Below are 22,703 nucleotides of genomic sequence, written 5' to 3' on the forward strand. Positions count from 1 at the left end.
CCCCGATCACTTTTATTTTTAGGTTAGCTTAGAAGAAATCTACTTCAATTAGATCAGCCAGCGTATCCCCATCTATTAATTCTTCAACCAATTGAATCTTCTTGATTTCAATATAAGGGTCGTTGGCAATGGTTGTTAATATGACCAATAGATTTTGTGACATCGCTTCAATCGTTGTTTTCTCAAATAAAATCGTACTGTATTCAAAGGCCACTTCTAACTTGTGTTGCAATTCGGTAACATACAACGTTAAATCGAATTTGGATACTCTCGTATTTGGAGCATAAGGCTTACAGGTTACTCCATCCATCTGAATCTCTGAAGCATCTGTATTCTGCAATACAAACATGGTGTCAAACAACGGATTCCGCCGAGCATCTTTGGTTACATTTACTTTCTCAATCAATTCTTCAAACGGATAATCCTGATTCTCATAAGCGTTCAACATATTTTCTTTCACTTCCAGCAGATACTCCGTGAATGTTTTATCCGCAGCAGGATTATTTCGAATAGCCAGTGTATTCACAAACATCCCCATGACCGGCTCCAGCTCAGCATGTGTCCTGCCTGCAATCGGTGCGCCTACAATGATATCTTCTTGTCCGCTGTATTTGGACAACAGAATGGTATAGGCGGCTAATAGAATCATATATAACGTTGTTCCTGTCCGTACTTCCATGTTCCTTAAGCCTGGAAGGATGTCTTCCTCCATAACAATGTCCAATACATCTCCAGCATAGCTTAGCGTTTCAGGTCTCTCATAGTCTGTTGGCAGATCCAATAGCGGGATACTCTCACCAAACACAGTAAGCCAATACTTCTCCTGCTTTTTCATCCGCTCACTATGAAGCTGTATTTGCTGCCATTCAGCATAGTCCTTATATTGAATTCGAAGAGGAGATAGCTCCCCTCCCTTATAGAACTGGCTAAGTTCAGTCATGAGAAGATGTACAGATAGTCCGTCTGCAATGATATGGTGGAGATCTACCAGCAATACATGACGCTCCTGCTGAAGTTCAATAAGTCCCACCCTCATAAGAGGTGCTTGCCCGAGATCAAATGTGCGAACAAACTGTTCAATTCGATCTTCTATCTCTTCTTCCGTTGACTCGATCAATTCAACTCCAAAGTTAACTTTAGGGTATACGATCTGTTTCGGTTCCCCGTGTATGACTTTGAATCCAGTCCGAAGCGATTCATGCCGATGAATCAATTGTTGGAATGCTTCTTCCAATCTGATCCGATCAAGCGATCCTTCCAACATAAACATACCTGACATGTTGTACATGAGTTCCTTGCCGGCTTTGATGCTCATAATGTACATTCTCATTTGCGCTGAAGAAATAGGATAATATTCTTTTTCCTCCACTTGAGGAATGGACACTGATACTTCCTGTTCCATTTGTTCAATAGATTGAGCCATCTGTTCAATGGTCTGCCATTCAAAGACGTTTCTTACCGATATGTGGATATTCAGCTTTTGATTGATTTTGGCGGCCAGCTTGGTCGCACGTAAAGAGTTGCCTCCTACATCAAAAAAATGGTCTTTTACACTGATTTTTTTCACGGCAAGCACATCCTGCCAAATAGGCAGCAACTGTTTTTCCACCCCAGTTTGGGGTTCTATATATTCACTTCCCGTTTGTATGTTTTCTTCTGGACTCGGAAGCGATTTGCGATCGATTTTCCCGTTCGCTGTGAGAGGCATGTGATCCAATTGTATAAAGTAGGCTGGAACCATGTAATTCGGCAACACCTTAGAGAGGCTTTGTTTTAACTCTCCCACCGTCAGCGTGGAATTCGCTGTAAAGTATGCACATAACGATTTGTCCCCGTGATCATCCTCATGTGCAATGACGATAACTTCTTTCACACACTCTAGATCTAACAGCGCTGCTTCGACTTCTCCTACTTCGATCCGATATCCGCGAATCTTAATTTGGTGATCCATTCTTCCCAGATACTCGATATGGCCATCGGGAAGCCATCTCACCAAATCTCCCGTTTTGTACATTGTCGCTCCCTGGACAAACGGATCACGTACAAATTTTTCTGCTGTCAGCTCAGGTAAATTCAAGTATCCTCTACCAACCCCATCGCCAGAGATACATAATTCCCCTACGACGCCTACAGGCTGAACTTTGCCATGTTTGTTCAATACATACAGGAGATTATTTCCTAATGTTCGACCAATCGGTAGGTGAGCTCGTTGATTCGCTGTATCCAGGTGTTCTGGAAGTACACGGTATGTCGCAACATCCACACAACATTCTGTTGGACCGTACACATTAATTATGGCTGGCGGCGTTATATGATTGAGAGCAAATAATGATGTGATTTCATTTACACTTTGCTGAGAGAGAGCTTCACCGCCAATGAGCATATATTTTAGCGATATGCCTTGAACGTTTTTTGCCTTCGAAAGCAATTTCAGGTGCGCAGGTGTTCCGTCCGTCAAATCAATTTGGTGGTGCTGATAATAATTCATTAAATCTTGTCCATCCAGTACCGTGTCCTTATCTACAATAAACAAAGCATGTCCTGACAGTAGTGCGCCAAAAATCTGCTTCACAGATGCATCGAAATAGTAAGGCGCAAGTAGAGCGACATGCAAACCGCTATGCTGATCATCTATAACTTGACTGTACAACGCTTTAACCAAGTGATGAACCTGACGATGTTCGATCATTACACCTTTTGGCATGCCTGTTGTGCCTGAAGTATAGATCACATAAGCCAACTGCTCGGAATTCCCTGCGGGTTCCAGATTCGACAGATTAGCTGCATAGGTTTCTTTATCGTTCAAATCCATGATTTGGCCATTGAATGATACCAACTGCTTCAAATGATTTTGCGTGACTAACAACGTTGCCCCCGAATCATGCAGGATGTACCGGATACGCTCTTCAGGAGAATCCGGATCAATCGGTACATACGCCCCGCCTGCTTTTAGAATGCCAAAGATGCCAACGATCATATCAATCGAACGATCTGTCAGAATGCCTACAAATTGATCCTGCTGCACTCCCTCAGCTCTAAGCGTATATGCCAATTGATTCGCCCGTTCATTCAATTGACGATACGTCCATCGCTCATTTCCAAAACTAACAGCCAATTGATCAGGTGTCCGTTCCACCTGTGCTTCGAATAACTCCTGAATGGTCTGTTCCCGGGAATATTCTATGTTGGTATCATTAAAGTCATATAAAAGAACGTTCTGCTCATGTTCAGACAGCATTTGAATATCGGACAAGGCAATATCAGGTTCGATCACAATGTCTCTGAGGATGTTGAACAGATGTGTTTTCATTCTGTCGATGGTACCCCGTTCAAACAGCTCCGTCTTGTAATTAAAGTGCATTTCCAGACACTCGTTATCATCCTCAACGATGAACATCAGATCATACAACGATACACCGACATTTAATTCTCTAACTTTAAAGCTGCAATCCTGTTCTTGCCGTTGATTCAACGCGGTATTTAAAAAGATATACATTGTATTAAAAAGTGCTGTCCCAGTGGTATCCCGATGTGTGTTTAATTTCTCTACAAGATTGTCAAAAAGATAGTCCTGGTTATCCAATGCATCCAGGGATTGTTTTTTAATTTCCTCGAGATAGGATCGAAACGACTTATTCCCCACCGGCTGTGATCGAATTGCTACCGTCTGGATAAAGACACCTATCATATTCTCAACATCCGGATGGTTTCTTCCTGATGTTGGTGTACCTACAATCATGTCTTCTTGATCCGTATATTGATGAAGCAGCACATTATACGCTGCCAATAACACCATAAACATCGTAGTTCCCGTTTGTTTCGCAAGCTTCTCCAGCGACTGCTTCAAGTGTGCGTCCAACACAAATGACAATCTAGAACCTGCCGAAGTCAAATGAGGTGTCCGAACAAAATCAGTAGGCAGATTAAGGTTCGGGAGTTCTCCTTTGAATTGATCTAGCCAATATTTTTCTTGCTGCTTATAAGACTCCCCCGCCAGAAATTCTTTCTGCCAAGCTGCAAAGTCTTTGTATTCAACCTCAATGTCCGACATGCTTCTTCCGTCATACGCATCAATCAATTCATTCGCAAGAATACCAACGGAATATCCGTCCGATATAATATGATGCATCTCAATGAGGATCTCTGCATGATCATCGTCTATACGAATGAATTCGGCACGTATTAACGGCGCTCTGGAGCAATCAAATGGTTTGGCAAACGTCTTAACATGTTGTTCGAATGAAGCAGAGCTTTCCTGAAATCGTTTCACTTCAAAATCAATCGTTGGCGCGATACGCTGGTAAAGCTCTCCATCCATCAGATGGAAACTGGTGCGAAAAGCTTCGTGACGGTGCACGATTTGTTCCAATGACGAAATCAATTTAGCTTCATCGATATTTCCTGTGACCGTAATATGGCCGCACATGTTCTGAAACACACTATTCGGCTCAAATTGATCCAGAAAGTAGATTCGCTGTTGTGCAGCTGACGTCTCATAGAACTCCTTCACGTCCAATGCCTTGATTGGAATGAATGTTTCCTCGTTCTCGCCTGTAATCAGACTGGCAAGCTCTTTCAGACGTTGGTTTTGGAAGAATTGAACGATTGAAATTTTGTGTTGAAACTGCTCATGTACCTTGGATAGCATTACAGTCGCCTTGAGCGAGTTACCTCCGAGATCAAAAAAGTGATCATGTCTCCCCACTTGATCAAGGGATAATACGTCCTCCCAGATCAAAGCCAGCTTTTTCTCCACGTCATTGACTGGAGACTCGAATATGGCTGCATAATTAACGTGAGGAAGACGCTCCGTAACAAACCGATTATATATTTCCTGTAATTGGTCCTGTTGCTCGGATGAGAACAACGTCAAAGACGAGATTTCAGCCTCTGGATGACTCACCATTTTTTGCAGCAAACCCTTAAATCCTTCAGACCACAATTTCATCATCTCAGGTCCAATAAGCTTGGTATTATAATCAAAATCCAGGTACAATTCATGGCTAACATCCGTAATATTAAGAAATAAATCGTAAGAAATATGTTTGATCGGATACGACATGAATTCAGTCTTGATATTTTCAAATTGAAGATGATGAATCGTTCTGTCCATATTGAATAAAATCCGGGTATCCGGTGCAGTCATATGAGCAAGCTGTTCGGATACGAGGGTCAATGGAACATGCTGATGCTTCATGACTAGAGCCAGCGTTTCCTTGAGCTGAAGAACATGGTCTACAACGGATTGCTTCGTTAATAGGGCATGATGAACAGGTATAATGTTGACACAGTTGCCAATCAGCGTATTCTTTCGCATATGAGACTGACCCGCTGTAGGCACGCCGATGACAAGGTGAGACTGCCCTGTTAGTTGATGCAAATATAAATGAAACGCTGCAAACATCGTTACAAACAAACTGCTCTTATTATTTATACTTAACGTTCGCAAAGACTCTGTTAATTGATGATCCAACTTGATGGAATATCTTTCACCGTCATATCCCTTGGGCACATCATCGGAAGGTGCCGTTGGAAGTGTAATGTTGGGATAGGATAAGGAAAATTGTTCTTTCCAGAACTGGACTCCTTCGGTAAATGAGCCTTTTTCATGTTCAAGTCGTTGCCATCTTAAATACTCACGGAATGGAGTGGCTTCAGGTAGTTGAACCGGAACTCCTCGGACCAGAGCAGAATAGGTATGTTCCAACTCTTGAATGAATACAGCAATCGACCAGCCATCTACAACAATATGATGAAATGTCAGCACCATAAGGTATTGATCAGTTGCCTTTTTAAGCAAGGTGATTCTAAATAGAGGTTCCCCAGACTGTAAATCGAAGGCTTCATTTGCATCGGCAGATAACCAATTGGAAATTTCCCGTTCTTGATCCTCACCCGCATATGCTGAGAAATCCAACCATGTACATTGAAGTTCCATTTCGGATCTGATTTGTTGTGTTTCACGATCGGCATGAATGACTGTTCTCAGGGCTTCATGACGCTGTGCGATCTGATTCACGGCCTGATCCAGTGTGGAAGGCTTTATTCCACCTGTCATTTTTAAAATAACACTCTGATTTAATGCAGCATTTGCATCTTCCCCATGTAATGAAGTTAACAATAATTGTTTTTGCTCTAAAGAGAGCGGATATTCCGAAACAGGCGATTCACCAGGGATAAACCCCCACTCGCGTAGTTCATGGATCGTCTCTTTCACGATTCTGATTATCGTATCCATCTCACCCATGGAATGCACAGTCGATATAAAACAGTTACGACCTTCCCAAATATATAAACCTTTATAAATTAAATGGTAGAAGAATAATTCCATATCTCCAAATGATATAAATCGAAATAAAGATCCATAGTTCACCATTTGCATCGGTACATTCGCTGTTTTGAAAAACGCATTTAATTCTTTAACAAGATAATCTGTTTTTTCATTTAATTCCTTATATAAAGTTCCTGCTTCGGATTGAAGATACTGCAGTACCGTTAACATCACTCTCATCGTAAGAGGGTGTGTACAGAAGGTTCCACCAACAAACGTTTTTTTATCTGCATCGGAAGGGTAAGAATCATCACCAAAGTTCCAGGTTCCACCATCTACCGGATTCATAAATTCAGCTTTACCCGCGACTATGCCAATAGGCAGCCCGCCACCGACCACTTTCCCATACGTAACCAAATCTGCTTGAACCCCAAACCGATCTTGTGCTCCACCCAGACCAATTCTAAATCCAGTGATGACTTCATCGAAAATAAGTGCAATGCCAAACTGTTTCGTGATCTCTCTAAGTTCCCGTAAGAATTGTGTTGGCTGCATATCAGGTCTTCGACTTTGCACCGGCTCTACAAGCACAGCAGCCAATTCATCACCCAGGTTCTGAATCATATCCAGGGATTGCGGATGGTTATAATTAAGAATAATCAAATCTTCCATAGCGCTATTTACAATACCAGGAGCCATAGGCAGTGCAGACGATAAAACATCCCCAGGATTCGCTACACCCAACACGCCGTCATGTGTACCGTGGTAAGATCCTGAAAATAATACAACTTTGGAACGCCCCGTTGCTGCCCGCGCTAAACGAAGTGCAACCATAACAGCTTCTGTTCCTGAATTATAAAATGCGACACGCTCTACACCTGTCAACTCGGAAATTTTTGTTGCAACATCTCCTGCCAAATCTGACATAGGGCCCAATGGAGGCAATTGTTCCTGGAGGCTGTCTGCTATTACATTTTGAATAAAAGCTGGATTATGACCAAATAGATTTACACCAAATCCCATCGTCAGATCCAAATACTCGTTCCCATCCAGATCCCATAACTTAGATCCCTCTGCACGCGTTGAAATGATGGGATACACCATTTCCTTCCAATACGAACGAAATCCAGATACATTGCGATTATTCGCATGAACCAAACGTGTTTGGCCTGTTTTTAATTTGGAGCCTTTGGTTCTTGCGGTATACTTTGTTACAAACTGTTCAACATACTGGTTCTGAAGCGGTGATAATCCACTCTCTTCATGAATCTTCAACGATTGATACGGTATAAAAGGTTTTTTTTCTTCCTTCGATTCCGAATCCGGTTGGATCTTTTTGGGTTCATTGGTTTTATTGATTTCATTCATTACCGGTGAAGCTTGAACTTTTGGGGTTTCATGATGTTTCATCTCCAAAAGAGGCGATTGAACAGCATTCATTTGCTCGCCTAACAGCACATTCAAACTTTTTAATTGAGATTCCATGAGCTGAATGGCAGACATCACAATTTGTTCCGACACATTCCCTGATGATTTTGCCGTGTTTATATTGTTCACAGATGCCAGATTTCGTTGTTCAGTATGCTCCTGATCGGTTTCATTTTTTATGTTCTCGGATACATCATGTTGTTTTATATTCTCTGACACATATTTAACTAAGGAATTGATATTTGTAAGGGTTTCAAAAAACATTTCCATCGGGATATTCAAACGGAACAGCTCTGAGATTTCCTTCTGAATTTGCACAAGAATAATGGAATCCAATCCCATTTGGAGAAAATGAGCTTGATGATCCAGCTCTTCCAACTTCAAACCAGATGCACGACTGATGCTTGTTTTAATCTTTAATTCAATACCGTTTGTATTCATCTCCATTTGAACCTCATTCCTCTCTGACCTATGTCCCGCTGGTATCGTATGTTTGACTTCAATCCAACAGCGCTTCTGCTCAAATGGATATAGAGGCAATGGAATTTTCCAAATGACTTCATGATTATAAAACCTTTCCCAATCAATCACTGCCCCCAGTGTAAATAACTGACCGAGTTCATTTAAAGATTCTGCCTTTCCCCGAGCATAGAGATGATCGCTAACAAGCGTTTTGTCTTTTTTGGCATAACCAAAATAAACATATGGCAGTTTACCCTCTCCGCTTGCAATTCGTTTCAATTTTTCAAGTAATTCTTGTGTACTCGTGACTACGATGGCAAGCCGATAATCCAGATTAGCCCTTCCCGTACTGGCTGTATAACAGATTTGTTGAATGGAAACATCCGTGTGATCGGTTAGATATTCATGATACGTTCTGACCAATTCATCCAGCGCCCGTTCCGTGGCAGCAGACAGAACAAATAGACTAGGCTCTTGGGACATTTTTTTATCTACGGTTGGGGAAGGAACATATTCTTCGAGAACCACATGCGCATTCGTGCCACTGAAACCAAAAGAACTAACCCCGCATCGCAAAGGACTCTCTTTTTCACCAAAAGCCATTGATTCCTGATTCACATAAAAAGGTGAAGCTTCAAACTTAAGCAGGGGATTAGGCTTGTCAAAGTGAACCAATGGTGGAATCTTTCTATGTTGAAACATAAGAATAGATTTAATTAATCCAGCGATCCCCGCCGCTTCAAAACCATGTCCAATGTTAGCTTTGGCAGATCCGATCGCACAAAATTGTTTCCGATCCGTATACTTCTCAAAAGCTTTACGCAAAGCATTGAACTCAACCGGATCACCTAATTTTGTCCCTGTTCCATGTGCTTCAATAAAGTTAAGCGTATCAGGAGAAATGCCGGCTTCTTTCCATGCCTGTTCGATCACATTGGTCTGAGACTCCGGGTTAGGTGCTGTGATTCCTACCGTCTTGCCATCCTGATTAATCGCACTTCCCTTAATCACACCATAGATATGATCCCCGTCCTTAATCGCTTGCTGCATTGGCTTCAACATGACCGACCCAACACCTTCGCCAAATCCCGTGCCGTTGGCATCTTCGCTAAACGTTCTCGTCAATGCATCTGGAGATTCCATATCCAGTCCGATACTTATCGGTAATAATGCCGTTCGAATGCCTCCTGCGATTGCCATTTCACAGTCTCCTGCGAGCAATCCTTTACATGCCATGTGAACAGCAACAAGTGAGGAGGAACAAGCGGTATCAATCGTTAAGGCCGGGCCTTTTAAATTCAAGAAATATGCAATTCTGCTCGCCAGTACAGATGGTAAATTTCCAATGATATAATTTTTGAGTTCTGCGGGGTAACTCGCCGTCACGAGCCGTTCGTAATCATACCCAACTTTGGAATACCCCACGTACACGCCCACATTTCTTCCATTGATTCCTTCCCCTGCATACCCAGCGTCTTCAATCGTATGCCATGCCGTTTGCAAGAACATCCTTTGATTCGGGTCCATAAATTGTGCAGTTTTTGGGGTTATGCCAAAGAAAGAATAGTCGAATTGATCAATCTGATCCAAGTAACCACCCTTGATCCATTGAACTTCGCTCATTTCACTTCGCATGGATTGTATATAATCCGCTGCGTCTTTTATCCGACTTTCCGGGTAGTCCCGAATGTTATGCGTTCCATTTTCCAAAACACGCCAAAAATCGCTTGCATTTGATGCACCAGGGAGATTCAAAGACATACCGATAATAGCAATATCTTTGGATGGCGTATGATCCTCTTGAGTTTTGTTGACTTGCATGGTCTCGCTGTAGCCTCTAGCCAGATATGCTGCCAATTCAGTTATCGAGGGATAGGTAAAGAGGTCCGTAACAGCAAGCTCTTCTCCGTATTTTTGTTCTATACGTTCAGCGATTTGGGCCAGCTGTAATGAAGTTGCACCCATATCAAAATAGCTATCCTCAAGTTCAACCTTTTTCCCAACCAGCACTTCAGAAAATAGTGAAGTTAATTCACGTTCTATGACTCGAACCGAAACAGCAGCCTTTCCCTTTGCCTTGTCATTGTCATTCTTGATCCAGTCATGGATGAATGCAGATTCTGTTGAGAATTTGCCTGCTTCATACTGCTTGGCTAACTGATACCGCTGGATTTTCCCACTTGTTGTTTTGGGTAATTTTTTGATGGGCAGTACCTCTTTGACACTCCATCCCCCATGTTTATATAGATGTCTTTTGATTTCTTTAACAAGCGTCAAGAAGTGTTCGATCTTTTTTTTGTACACGACAAACACAATAATTTCTTCACTTTGACTATTCGAATCATACACACCACAAGCAGCAACTCTTCCGAGTTCAATATCATCTAATTGTATGGCGACACGTTCAATGTCATGGGGATATACATTTTTACCATTGATAAAGATAATGTCTTTTTCCCGCCCTGTTACAACCAGTTTTCCATTCATGATGAAACCCAGATCTCCTGTATTCACCCATCCGTCGTGCGTTAATAACTTCTCCGTTGCAAGTGAATTATTATAATAACCTTGGGTGACGTTATCCCCCTTGATTTGAATTTTTCCAATAACCAAATCGGGAACACTGTTCATTTCCTCATCGCAAATTCTAACATGGCAATAATCAATTGCTTCGCCAACGGCAACAAATGATGCTACATGTTCAGCATGTTTCTCGACTTCGATGACACGCTCCCCTAAGTTCAGATGATCCCGGTGAACGTACACCGCAGTAAATTCTTCTTCTACCTTGGGAAAGGAGACGGCAACAGAAGCCTCTGCTAATCCATATACGGTAAACATGGCTGTTTTCTTTAAGTGATATGCTGACAATACATTTAGGAATTCATCACACACTTCGGGTAATATAGGTTCCGCCCCATTATAAATGACTCTGACAGATGACAGATCCCATCCCTCCGCTTTGTCTTCGCGAAAGAAATTCAGGAAGTATTTATAACCAAAGTTAGGAGAAGACAGTATGGTTGCTTTGTGTTCATTTACTTTTTTCATCCATAGAATCGGTTTGCGAATAAATAATTCCGTTGGGAGCAAGTACTGATGAATTCCTGCCACGAGGGGTACGAGATGAAATCCAATCAAACCCATATCATGGGTAAGGGGCATCCAGGAGAGAAAACTATCGTTTGAACTAATTTGTGTGCCATTAATAGCAGCACAAGTATTATAAATCAGGTTTCGATGGGTGAGCATAACGCCTTTGGGATCACCGGTTGATCCAGAAGAAAATTGAATAAATGCCAAGTCATCAGACTGAGGTTCAACTATATTATTAATAGATTCATAATGATATATGGTATCTTGGATCAGATCCGTTCTGACTTCTAATTGATGATGGAAATCAAGCATGTCATGTTCCAAAACAAATCTCTTCATTTTATCCAGCACCTTCTCAGATGCAATCATGAAAGGGTTATTTAGCAAATTCCAAATACGGCATACTTTCAAGTTTTGTTCTTCATCTTCACCAATACTTACAGGGATAGGGATCATTCCACCGAGTATACAAGCCCAGAATGCGACTAAAAACCGTTTGTTTTCTTGAATCTGAAAAATAATCTCTTGTTTAGGTTTAATTCCGATGGCTTGTAGATAACCTAAATACCCTTGTGCCTCAGTAAATAATTGATGATAAGATATAAAAGTTTCACGTTTGTCCGCATCGATAAAACGAATACCGCGGTCGGTTATTTTACCTCTGTCGCGGATAATATCCACTAGTGTTTGAAACTGATTAGTATACATATCTCTCCTCCAAATGAATCATCTCTAACATGCTTATCTAATTATTTACACATATTTCAAGCAAAATTTTACCATAGAAATATATGTAAAATCAATCAGTTTATTGTTACTATATGGTAAAAAATAGAGATTGATTTGTGGGTTATTGACATATTTATTACCAAATATCTGAAGCTTCAACAAGTTCAGATGCATTAAAGGACAAAAAGACTACCTTATAAAAAGGCAGTCTGTTGCTGTAATATAGATCTTGCAAAAGCACAGATCGAGTACTAGATTGCATCAATCAACGCGGTTCCATCCAATGGAATTTTTTTTGCAATAATAATGGAATGACATACCTGAAGAGCATCATTTATCTCTTCTTCACTAAGTTCATATTCATTGTTGTTTACTTGTTCCTTTGCCCGTTGTAATTGGTGAAACAATGGCTCAACCGTTTGGGTATAGGATATTGAATCTGTATTATAATTCCTTGAAATGAGTGCGGTTACTATTAGTTCTGATAACAACTTTTTACGAATCGTTAACCGCTTATTTTTCCTTTCTTGTGTATTTGTAAGCATTAGTAAATCAGAAGGCTGACTTAGCGAGTACGGTACAATACGCTTCGTTATTTTACTCATAAGACTAACTAACACATGTTTAGAGCCCAACTCTACAACTTCAGTGACTCCCTGTTTAATCAAATAGTTCATCGACTCTAACCATCTTACAGGCATCGTCATCTGCATGGTTAAATAATCCACGACAGATCGATCAGACTCATAGGGTGCTGCTGTAACGTTGGAAATAACCGGGTATTTTGCATGGGCATATTGATATTGATCCAATTCAACTTTGAATTGTTCTGCTGCGGTTTGCATCATGGGAGAATGATAGGGACCACTTACATTGATATACGAATGTTTCGTTCTCAGGGCTTCTGTCCTTTTAATAATTTCTTGTATAGAGTGCCGATGTCCCGAAATGACAAACTGCTGGTCAGCGTTCACACAAGCCACACAAGCAGGACGCTCGATCGTGGAAACTTGTTCGCATATGTTTTGAAGTGTATCTAAATGAATACCTGAAATGGCGGCCATGGTACCTTTCTGATCCGGGTCTGCATTGTGCATAATGATACCTCGTTGTCTTACCAGTTTAATGGCATCATGAAATGATAGAACACCTGCGCAGACCAGAGCCGAATATTCTCCCAAACTATGCCCAGCCAAATAAGCGGGTTCCATCCCTATTTCTTGCATATACACCTGATATGCTATGACACTAACAGTCAAAAGTGCAGGCTGAGCATTCATCGTCATTGTCAAATCAGCCATGCTACCTTCAAAACATAACTTTCTCAAATCGAAAGAAATCGCATCACTAGCTTCTTCAAATAACTTCTTAGCCACATCAAAGTTATTCCAAAAGTCTCTCCCCATCCCAACCATCTGAGAACCTTGTCCAGGAAACAACAGAGCTACATTACTCATCCAGCATCCTCCATGTATCTACTTTATATTTCATGCACTTCGACAACCATAAACCAATAAATTCCTTGTTTGCAAATTTATAATAAACTTTCATTAGGAGTTATGCAATAACAAAGTCAAAAGGAGGGGCATCTATTTCTATGAACGGAAAAAAATTCGTCATTCTTTTTTGGCTCCCTGTTGGCCTCTATATTGGAACATTTAGTGCTGTTCTTTACTGGATCTTGTCTGTAGTCTGAGTACTATGCAAATAGACACCTCCATTGAGGAGATGCCTGTTTTGTTCTGATCTGATCATTCAAGACTCGCGATTCCCCTTATCCTCAGAGAAAAGGATTCCTCTTTATTTCAGATCCGATTTTTTCGCTCGCTTCGTTCTCTGTATCACTCAACATCTGATCTGAAGATCGCACAGTTGAATAATCGTCCTGTAATACAATTACATACATCCCCTTACCTGGAATCCTAACTTGGCATACAGAATTTTCTTTGTTCATGGTGATCAGCTGCTCCATTAAGTCTGATGCCGTTATAACTTCTTTCATCCAAATCCCCTCACCTTTCTACGGATTTACACCTATTGCGAACGGACGTGCCCCCACCGGAATGGTAGCAATCACCGTATTTGTTTCGCCATCGATCACAGAAATGGTATTGTCATCTTGATTGCTTATATAAACTCGATTAGTTAACGGATTGGCGCCCGCTCCGTTTGGATTATTCCCGACCGGAACAGTAGTAATCACGGTATTTGTTAATCCACTAATTACTGAAACATTATCCGTGTCTCGATTGGGTACGTAAATGGCGTTTGTGGAGGTATTAACCGCTACTTCAGCTGGCGTAACGCCGACTGGAATGGTATCAATGACGGAATTCGTCAATCCATCAATAACGGAAACCGTATTACTGGTAAAATTCGATACATAAATACGGTTGGTGGCTGGATTGACACCTATACGGAATGGATTAACCTGAACGGGGATTGTAGCAATCACTGTATTGGTTACTCCATCGATTACAGAGACAGTATCAGAATTAAAATTAACTGCATAGATCCGATTGGTTAAGGAATTGACGCCTATTCCAGTTAATAAATTGAGTCCAGGAATAGTGATCGCATCAATCACCGTGTTGGTCAATCCATCAATAACGGTTACATCTTCAGTTGTATCCAATGAATTAAAATTTGCCGTATAAATAGCATTGGTCGCTATATCGACCCCTACGTCACTTGGCTCGCTCCCAACCGGAACAGAAGCAATCACTGTGTTGGTTAAACTATTAATAACGGAAATGGTATTGCTGCTTCTGTTTACGACATAAATGCGACTCGTTAATGGATTGACATCAATCCCTGCAGGATTCGTCCCCACAGGAATGGTAGCAATCACCGTATTCGAATCTCCATTAATGACGGAAACATCGTTACTATTAAAATTGGCTACATATATGCGGTTGACTGACGTATTATCCCCCTCTATTTCAAGTTCGGAAGAAACTAATCGATGTGCGGCAACAAGCTGGCCGGTTTCATTTTTGCCCCACACGGAAATCTCCGTCTGCTCTATAGCTGCACCTTCAACTGTAAAGACAAATTCAAACGCATCAAGATTGGCAAAATAAGTTCTTGTCACTACCTGATCCGGATCAATTGAAATCTGCTCGCTGACATATAAAGTCCTCGTAGAGGTCAGATTATACCCTTGTATCAAAACAACGGATCCATCCAGAGAATTTCTGTTATCAATTTTAACGGTAACTTGTTGTGTTGGCCTTACATCACTGACAGCATTATTCTCGATAGGTCCGGTTGACAGAATGGCCATTTCGATTCTCTCCTTCACTTAGATGTTATGGTTTGATTACAACCATTTTTTGAAAATATAAATTGATCTGTTTAAACCAAAAAAAGACCCTGCAATAATATATGCAGGGTCTAAAATAAGGTTTGGGACAAAGGGTGTACGTATTAACTGTTTTCCAGATTGCCTCATTTCTTTATCCCTCAATCAATCCATACTTCACAAAACTATGATACAATCCATCTTCCTCTACTGTTCCAGTAATATCATCTGCAATGGCTTTCAGACCTGGCTTTGCATTACCCATGGCAATTCCGGTGTTACAAAATTCCAACATCTCGGCATCATTCATGCCATCACCGATGGCAAATGTATCTTCTTGGGACATGCCCAGATGCTTCAGCAGATCAGCGATCGCAATGGCTTTATGAATGCCAGGGATCATCAGTTCACCACTTCCTTCACCAAAGATTGGCACAGTGCACTGAATGACTTCGAATTTCCCTTCAAACTCTTGCTTGATCCGCTCAAACGGGATGGCTGAGCTCTCCAAGAAACATACTTTGTTCACATCATCCTTGTACAGGTCGGCCTCTCCATACGTTAATCCGGCAATAAACGGGTGCGGTTTCAATTCCTTCTTCTCTCTGGCTACAGGGTCATTCTCCACATCACCATAGATACGGCGTTCCAGGTGAGGTTGAAGATTGCTACTCGCATACAATGCCGAATTGGATTCAAGGTAGAAGTCAATGCCGTTTTCATTGAAAAAATCGACCATATGTCGAACATCTTCCGCTGTTACCCTTTTGTGATATAACACGTCCTTGCCAAACTCCACATAACCCCCACCTGCACCAATCAGACCATCGAATCCGACATCCCAGATGGAATCATAAATTTCTGCTTTGGATCGGCCTGTACATAAATAGAGCAGATGTCCGTTCTCTCTGGCCTGTTTACAAGCCTTCTGTGCTGACAACGGAATACTTCCGTCATCATCTACCAGTGTGCCATCAATATCAATAAAAACAATTTTTCGCTTCATTTCTTGCATCTTCTTATGCCCCCATCATGTATCTCGTATATGTCTATGTTGTTGTAAACAAGAGTTATAGTATCATCAATCAATTTTTCCAAAATGTGGTCAGAATTTCGGTTCTGTTACAATGGTTACTTACATGCCAACTTGTCCATATGTACGGTTTGCCAATCATCATCCTGCTCAGCAATAACCGTAAACCCTTGGCGTTTCCAGAAATCTACGGCTCCTGCCAAGAAGCGATGTGTATGCAAATACAGCGTGGTATAGTGCATATCCTTTACCACGTTCTCCAGTTCGTTCATCAACATCGAGCCAATGCCAAACCTACGATACGCGGGATCTACATAACATTTTACTATTTCTGCAGCCGATCGATCTGCATATCGACCTTCCACAGCTTCGATACGTCCATCATATGGTAATATCCCAATAGAACCGACGATCCCCGCATCCTCCATCATTGCAACAAGAAAAATCGAACCATCGGAGTCCAGATAATGTTCTCTGAACTGCTCGAAGTCTACAGGCAATTTCGTATGATCCATCATCGGAAACACTTCTCTGCGTACACGCATGGCAAAATCAATGGCATCATGAATCTGATGTGCCTGAACTGGTGTGACTGTCGGTATACTCTGAAGTTGTGTCAATAAATCCACATTCCTTATCCTCTGTATTAAGAGCTACCTCTCGGCCCTGCCTTAAATCTTGTTCATGCCAAAGCGGCTCTCTTCATATCATCTTACCGAATTTATCCCTTCCTATCAATCTATCTACACTACTATCCAAATTGCAAGAGTGCCCGCGCAGTCTGATAGAGTTCGCATACGATAAGGCGTGTCACAAATCATATTGGAGGGATAAACGCTCATGTGGTTATGGTTAGGTGTTTTTGCTTTCATTTTGCTAGTAATCGGGTTCATGTATCGTTATCTGGACCAACTTGCCGAAAGCAAGTTTCATCCGCACGCTCCCAAGCAACTCTTCGTCAAATTCAAGGAAGGTACAACCGAGGATGAGATGCACACCCTTCACGAAAAAGGGAGATGTAAGGTCGCTGAGACCTATGAAGATTTAGGATGGTACCGTGTGGAATCCCGCAAAAAAATGCACAGAATTCTGAAACATTACAAAGATCATGAGCTTATTGAACATGCAGAGCCGAATTACCTCGTTGAGGCATCCTTCACTCCCAATGACCCTTTCTTTCCTTATCAGTATAACCTGTCCAAAATCAACGCACCCGCTGCATGGGATATTACTCAGAGTAACAGCTCTGTCAAAATCGCCATTATCGACACCGGTGTACAGCTAAACCATCCAGAATTGGCCTCCAAGCTCCTCCCCGGTTATGATTATGTTGATTATGATAACATCCCTGAGGACGGGAACGGCCACGGCACCCATGTAGCCGGGATCGCTGCCTCCGTGACCAACAATGGTGTGGGCATCGCAGGCGCTGCACCGCTCGCATCCATCATTCCGCTCCGGGTACTGGATAACAAGGGGCAAGGAACGATAGGTAATGTAGGTAACGGGCTTGTCTTTGCTGCCAATAACGGTGTTCAGGTTGTTAACCTGAGCCTTGGTGGGCCGATGGGAAATGCTTTCCTTCAAGCTGCCGTACAGTATGCTTGGGATCGAGGAGCTGTGATTATTGCCGCAGCCGGTAATGATAACACTTCATTCCCAATCGTACCCGCATCGTATCCCAATGTGATTGCTGTCGCTTCAACCAACCCTTCCGATCTCAAATCCAATTTCTCCAACTATGGTTCCTGGGTGGATATGGCTGCACCGGGTGATACCATTCTATCCACATACCTGGGTGGTTCCTATGCCTACCTTAGCGGGACATCCATGGCTGCCCCTCATGTGGCTGGAGTGGCTGCACTTCTCGCTGCACAAGGGAAAACAAATGCTCAGATTCGGGACGCGCTGTGTTTCGCTTCTGACCCAGTATCAGGCTCCGGGATCTACTGGACATATGGTCGACTGAATGCTTATCAGAGCTTGCAGGTGCCATAATACACCCACCTACTATCGCTCATGATTGCACACAGGGCATATCCTTTCCATTTTTCACAAATAAAAAACGAAGGGGCATCTGTAAGTAAGATGCTCCTTCGTTTGGTTAAAAAGTATTTGATGTTACACTTTTGCTGCCCAAAGCTCTATTTCAATTTTAATCTCTGGTAGACCTAACGCCGTAATGTAACCAATCGTCATTGCAGGATAATCCGTACTAAATAATTGTCCCCACTCGGCATATAAGAAATCCCAATCGATTTCCTCGGTTGCCCATACGTTCACTTTGATAATATGTTCAGCATCTAAGCGCTCAGATTCGAGCACTGTTTTAATATTATTAAATGTATTAGTGACTTGCTCATTCAGACTCTCTGGAAAGAGTCCATTATGATCTGCTCCAATTTGACCCGAAGTCACAAATAACTCTGCATTCCTCGGAATTCTTGTAATATGCGTGTACTGACCTACAGGAGCTGGCATATTTTCTGGATTTTTTCTAGTAATTTTGTCAATATTCATTTGGATTACCTCATCATTCTTAAGATTTTTCTGCGTTAATTCCTAGTTTTCTTCCGATTTTGGGCAGACTTCACCCTTGGAATAGATTCTAGAAAAAGACAGCAGTGGAGTATCCATATCCCGAAGATATAAACGCAAGTGATTTTTTCTTCATGAGTGGATGCTCCTCCCTTCTTAAGTGACAAGATTCTCTTAATTTTTCTATTATATCTGAAAGCCACATCATGGGTCAAATTCATCCCCTCATAAACAAAGAGCAATCCCGTAATAACGAGACTGCTCTTTGTTTATTCTATAGCGTTGGACACCTTGTATCAGAAATATTGTGCGCCATTACTCGCAATGACATCTTGGTACCAGTGAAAACTCTTCTTTTTCACTCTGCGAAGTGTGCCCGTACCATCATTATTTCGGTCTACATAGATATAGCCATAACGTTTCTTCATCTCTCCGGTACCCGCACTGACCAGGTCAATCGGTCCCCAGCTTGTGTAACCTATGAGCTCTACACCGTCTTGAATCGCTTCAGCCATCTCGGCAAAATGACTATTCAAATATTCGATGCGATAGTCATCTTCTACGGAGTCATTATCTAACAACACATCGGTTGCACCAAGTCCATTTTCTACGATAAACAAAGGTTTGCCATAGCGGTCATGCAGTTGATTAAGCGTAATTCGAAGCCCCTTAGGATCAATGGTCCACCCCCACTCGGAAGCTTGCAGATAAGGGTTCTTCACCGAACCAAATACATTGCCTTCTGTCGAATCTTTCAAAATCTCAGGGTCTGTACTGGTGCACCGGCTTGCATAATAGCTAAAACCGATATAATCGACCGTGTTCTGCATCAAGATCTCTGCGTCTTCCGGTTGCATGTCAATCCAAATGTCATTTTCTCTGAAAAATCTTTTCGTATAACCCGGATATGCTCCCTTCGATTGTACGTCGATGAAGAAGAACGATTCACGATCTTTCTCCATAGCCTTCCACACGTCATCCGGGTTAGAGCTGTATGGATACACCATTCCAGCGGCTAACATACACCCGATCTGTGCACCAGGAATGATCTCATGACAAGCCTTAACAGCAAGTGCACTCGCTACCAATTCATGATGTGCTGCCTGATACAGAACCTGATCTTTGTTTTCACCATCCTGCAGAACAATCCCCGCTCCAATGTACGGGAGATGCAGTAACATATTGATCTCATTAAACGTCATCCAGTATTTCACTTTATTCTTGTATCGATTGAACAAAGTCGTCGCATATTTCTCAAAGAAACCAATCATCTTGCGGTTCTTCCAACCGCCGTAAGTCTCGACCAGATGTACAGGTACATCGAAATGGCAGATCGTCACGACAGGTTCAATGTTGTATTTTAATAACTCATCAAAGACATCATCATAAAATTGCAAGCCTGCTTCGTTTGGCTCCGCTTCATCGCCATTAGGGAAAATCCGTGCCCAGGCTATGGAAAGCCTGAGGCACTTAAATCCCATTTCTGCAAATAACGCAATATCTTCCTTATATCGATGATAGAAGTCAATGGCTTCATGTGAAGGATAGAATTCCCCTGCTTTTGGCTCATACGAATCCAGGTTACCCAGAGCAATATTCCATCGATTGGCACCAATCGGAATGAGATCTACCGTTGTTAAACCTTTGCCACCTTCCAGATAAGCACCTTCCAATTGATTCGCTGCGGTTGCTCCTCCCCAGAGAAAATTCTCCGGGAAGGCTGTAAACTTTTCATTCATTGAGGAGTTCCTCCTTAACCATCCTTAGTTTGAATTAGCTTAATACCGTGATCAATTTATCTTTCTCATGAACGGATGCCTCTTTTGTTCCTACAATGTCCAGATAATTTGAAGTATTAGTCACAATGATCGGTGTAACCGTCTCATACCCTGCATCCTTAATCGCTTGCAGATCAAACTCAACAATCAGGTCACCTGCGTTAACACGCTCTCCATCTTTCACATGGGTTGTAAAATGTTGACCTTTCAGTTTGACCGTATCCTGTCCAATATGGATCAGCATCTCTACACCATCATCGCTTACAAGACCAATGGCGTGTTTGGTACGATATACGGTTTGAACGACACCTGTGATTGGAGATACAACTCTACCACTGGTTGGACGAATTGCAATCCCTTTACCCATGTGCTCACCTGCAAACGTTACGTCATTAATTTCATTCAGTGCAACAACTTCACCAGCCATTGGGCTGACAATTTCGTATCTGCTGTTCGGATTTGGATCAAGTACTGGTGCAGGTGCAGCTACTTTTTCCACCGGATCTTTGAATCCAACCACGTATGTCAGAATAAAACCAAGGATGAATGCAATAATGGTTGCTGCAACCGTCCAGAAGAATACGGAATTCATTCCCTCTGTAGGACTTACATAGCTCGGATAACCGAAGATTCCAAGACCACCAATTATATAACCTTTAGTTCCGGCAAAACCAAGGATACCACCACCAATACCACCAGCAATACAGCTCATAATAAATGGTTTTTTCAATGGCAATGTTACACCGTAAATCGCTGGCTCAGTGACACCGAAAATACCGGATATAAACGCTGGTGCACCGAGTGTTTTTATTTTTTGACTTTTCGTTTTTAGAGTAACCGCAAGCACTGCACCAATTTGAGCAAAGGAAGCTGCAAAAGACAATGCCAGAATCGAATCATAGCCAAGCGTTGCAAGGTTAACGAATACCAATGGAACGAGTCCCCAGTGGAGTCCGAACAATACGAATACTTGCCACAAACCGCCGATTACAAGTCCTGTAAGTAAAGGGCTCAGTCCGTAAATTGAAGATGTGAATGCACCTAACAGTTGACCCGCCCATGTCGCAACCGGCCCAATTACTAGGAACGTAACTGGTACAATAACTAACAAAGTACAAAATGGAACTAGGAAATTACTGACTACTTTAGGCATAACCTTTTTGAAGAAACGTTCGATTTTGACCGCGAAGAACGTTGCTACGATAATCGGAATAACGGATGAAGCATAATCCATTAAAATAACTGGTATACCTAGAAACTCGATCCGAATCGGTGATTCGAACAAAGTGCCTGCAAACAAAGTGTATAACGGTTCTCCAGCACGAATTCCCGCAAGTGTTGGGTAGACTAACGATGCACCGATAGCCATGCCTAGGAATGGACTTCCACCGAATTTTTTTATAGCTGTGTAGCCAAGGAAGATCGGGAAGAAGTAGAATAAGCAATCCCCTATGGCATTCAATAAGGCGTACGTACCAGCAGTATTGTCGATCCAACCCAGGGACACGAACATAGCTGTGAAACCTTTAATCATCCCCGTCGCTGCAAGCAATCCAAGCACTGGAGTAAATACACCCGAAATCATATCTACAAAACGGTTAAACAAATTGCCTTTGGGACCTGAATCTGCATCGTTCTCATCTACTTGACCTTCAGTAGACAAATTCCCTGCTTTAACAACTGCTTTATATACATCCGGCACTTCGTTGCCGATAACAACTTGATATTGTCCACCACTTTGCATGACGGTAATAACACCTGGCAGATTTTTAAGTTCTTCCGTTTTGGCTACGCTTTCATTTTTCAGTTTGAACCGCAGTCTTGTTACGCAATGGAATACACTGTTTACGTTCTCGCGACCACCTACACGTGACAGAATGTCCTTAGCTAATTGATCGTAGTTGCTCATTGTAATTCTCCCTCTCTAAGTAGACTCCCCATGACTTTTGAAACAAATAAAACCTGAACCACTGAACATACACAACATACCGGATCGTCCGGAAATCAGTCGTGTTATTCAGCAATTCAGGTTTTGCCCTTAACGGTTGCAACCCTGTAAGGCTG

General features: G+C 42.0%; 10 protein-coding genes. 1 reads left to right on the plus strand and 9 read right to left on the minus strand.

What is annotated here, in order from left to right; all coding sequences use genetic code 11:
• Positions 1-28: 28 nt before the first annotated feature.
• From NSQ20_RS19310 to NSQ20_RS19335, 6 genes are all read right to left on the minus strand, one after another.
• The gene (locus NSQ20_RS19310; protein WP_340030618.1) at positions 29-11,965 is read right to left on the minus strand and encodes an amino acid adenylation domain-containing protein; all 11,937 of its coding nucleotides are present in this window, start codon (positions 11,963-11,965) and stop codon (positions 29-31) included.
• A 272-nt stretch (positions 11,966-12,237) separates the two neighbouring features.
• Positions 12,238-13,443 carry an ACP S-malonyltransferase gene (gene fabD / locus NSQ20_RS19315; protein ID WP_340030619.1) on the minus strand — a complete coding sequence of 402 codons (1,206 nt, stop codon included), beginning with the start codon at positions 13,441-13,443 and terminating at the stop codon, positions 12,238-12,240.
• Positions 13,444-13,766: 323 nt separating this feature from the next.
• The gene (locus tag NSQ20_RS19320; RefSeq protein WP_036672792.1) at positions 13,767-13,988 is read right to left on the minus strand and encodes a hypothetical protein; all 222 of its coding nucleotides are present in this window, start codon (positions 13,986-13,988) and stop codon (positions 13,767-13,769) included.
• A gap of 18 nt (positions 13,989-14,006) precedes the next feature.
• Positions 14,007-15,272: a YncE family protein gene (locus tag NSQ20_RS19325; RefSeq protein WP_340030620.1), complete on the minus strand. Its 1,266-nt coding sequence runs from the start codon at positions 15,270-15,272 to the stop codon at positions 14,007-14,009.
• A gap of 172 nt (positions 15,273-15,444) precedes the next feature.
• On the minus strand, positions 15,445-16,305 hold the full coding sequence (locus NSQ20_RS19330; RefSeq protein ID WP_339194129.1) for a Cof-type HAD-IIB family hydrolase: 861 nt from the start codon (positions 16,303-16,305) through the stop codon (positions 15,445-15,447).
• 116 nt (positions 16,306-16,421) lie between these two features.
• On the minus strand, positions 16,422-16,952 hold the full coding sequence (locus NSQ20_RS19335; protein WP_338706349.1) for a GNAT family N-acetyltransferase: 531 nt from the start codon (positions 16,950-16,952) through the stop codon (positions 16,422-16,424).
• A 211-nt stretch (positions 16,953-17,163) separates the two neighbouring features.
• Here NSQ20_RS19335 and NSQ20_RS19340 point away from each other — a divergent pair, with 211 nt between their 5' ends.
• Positions 17,164-18,321: a S8 family peptidase gene (locus NSQ20_RS19340; protein ID WP_340030621.1), complete on the plus strand. Its 1,158-nt coding sequence runs from the start codon at positions 17,164-17,166 to the stop codon at positions 18,319-18,321.
• A 123-nt stretch (positions 18,322-18,444) separates the two neighbouring features.
• Here the strand turns inward: NSQ20_RS19340 and NSQ20_RS19345 are convergent, their stop codons facing one another.
• The 3 genes from NSQ20_RS19345 to NSQ20_RS19355 form a co-directional block, all read right to left on the minus strand.
• On the minus strand, positions 18,445-18,843 hold the full coding sequence (locus NSQ20_RS19345) for a RidA family protein (RefSeq protein WP_047843450.1): 399 nt from the start codon (positions 18,841-18,843) through the stop codon (positions 18,445-18,447).
• 314 nt (positions 18,844-19,157) lie between these two features.
• Positions 19,158-20,600: a 6-phospho-beta-glucosidase gene (locus NSQ20_RS19350; RefSeq protein WP_340030623.1), complete on the minus strand. Its 1,443-nt coding sequence runs from the start codon at positions 20,598-20,600 to the stop codon at positions 19,158-19,160.
• A 34-nt stretch (positions 20,601-20,634) separates the two neighbouring features.
• Complete coding sequence (locus tag NSQ20_RS19355) at positions 20,635-22,548, minus strand: beta-glucoside-specific PTS transporter subunit IIABC (protein WP_340030624.1); 1,914 nt, start codon at positions 22,546-22,548, stop codon at positions 20,635-20,637.
• Positions 22,549-22,703: the final 155 nt, after the last annotated feature.

The organism is Paenibacillus sp. FSL K6-1122 (assembly GCF_037977015.1).
Lineage (GTDB): Bacteria > Bacillota > Bacilli > Paenibacillales > Paenibacillaceae > Paenibacillus > Paenibacillus amylolyticus.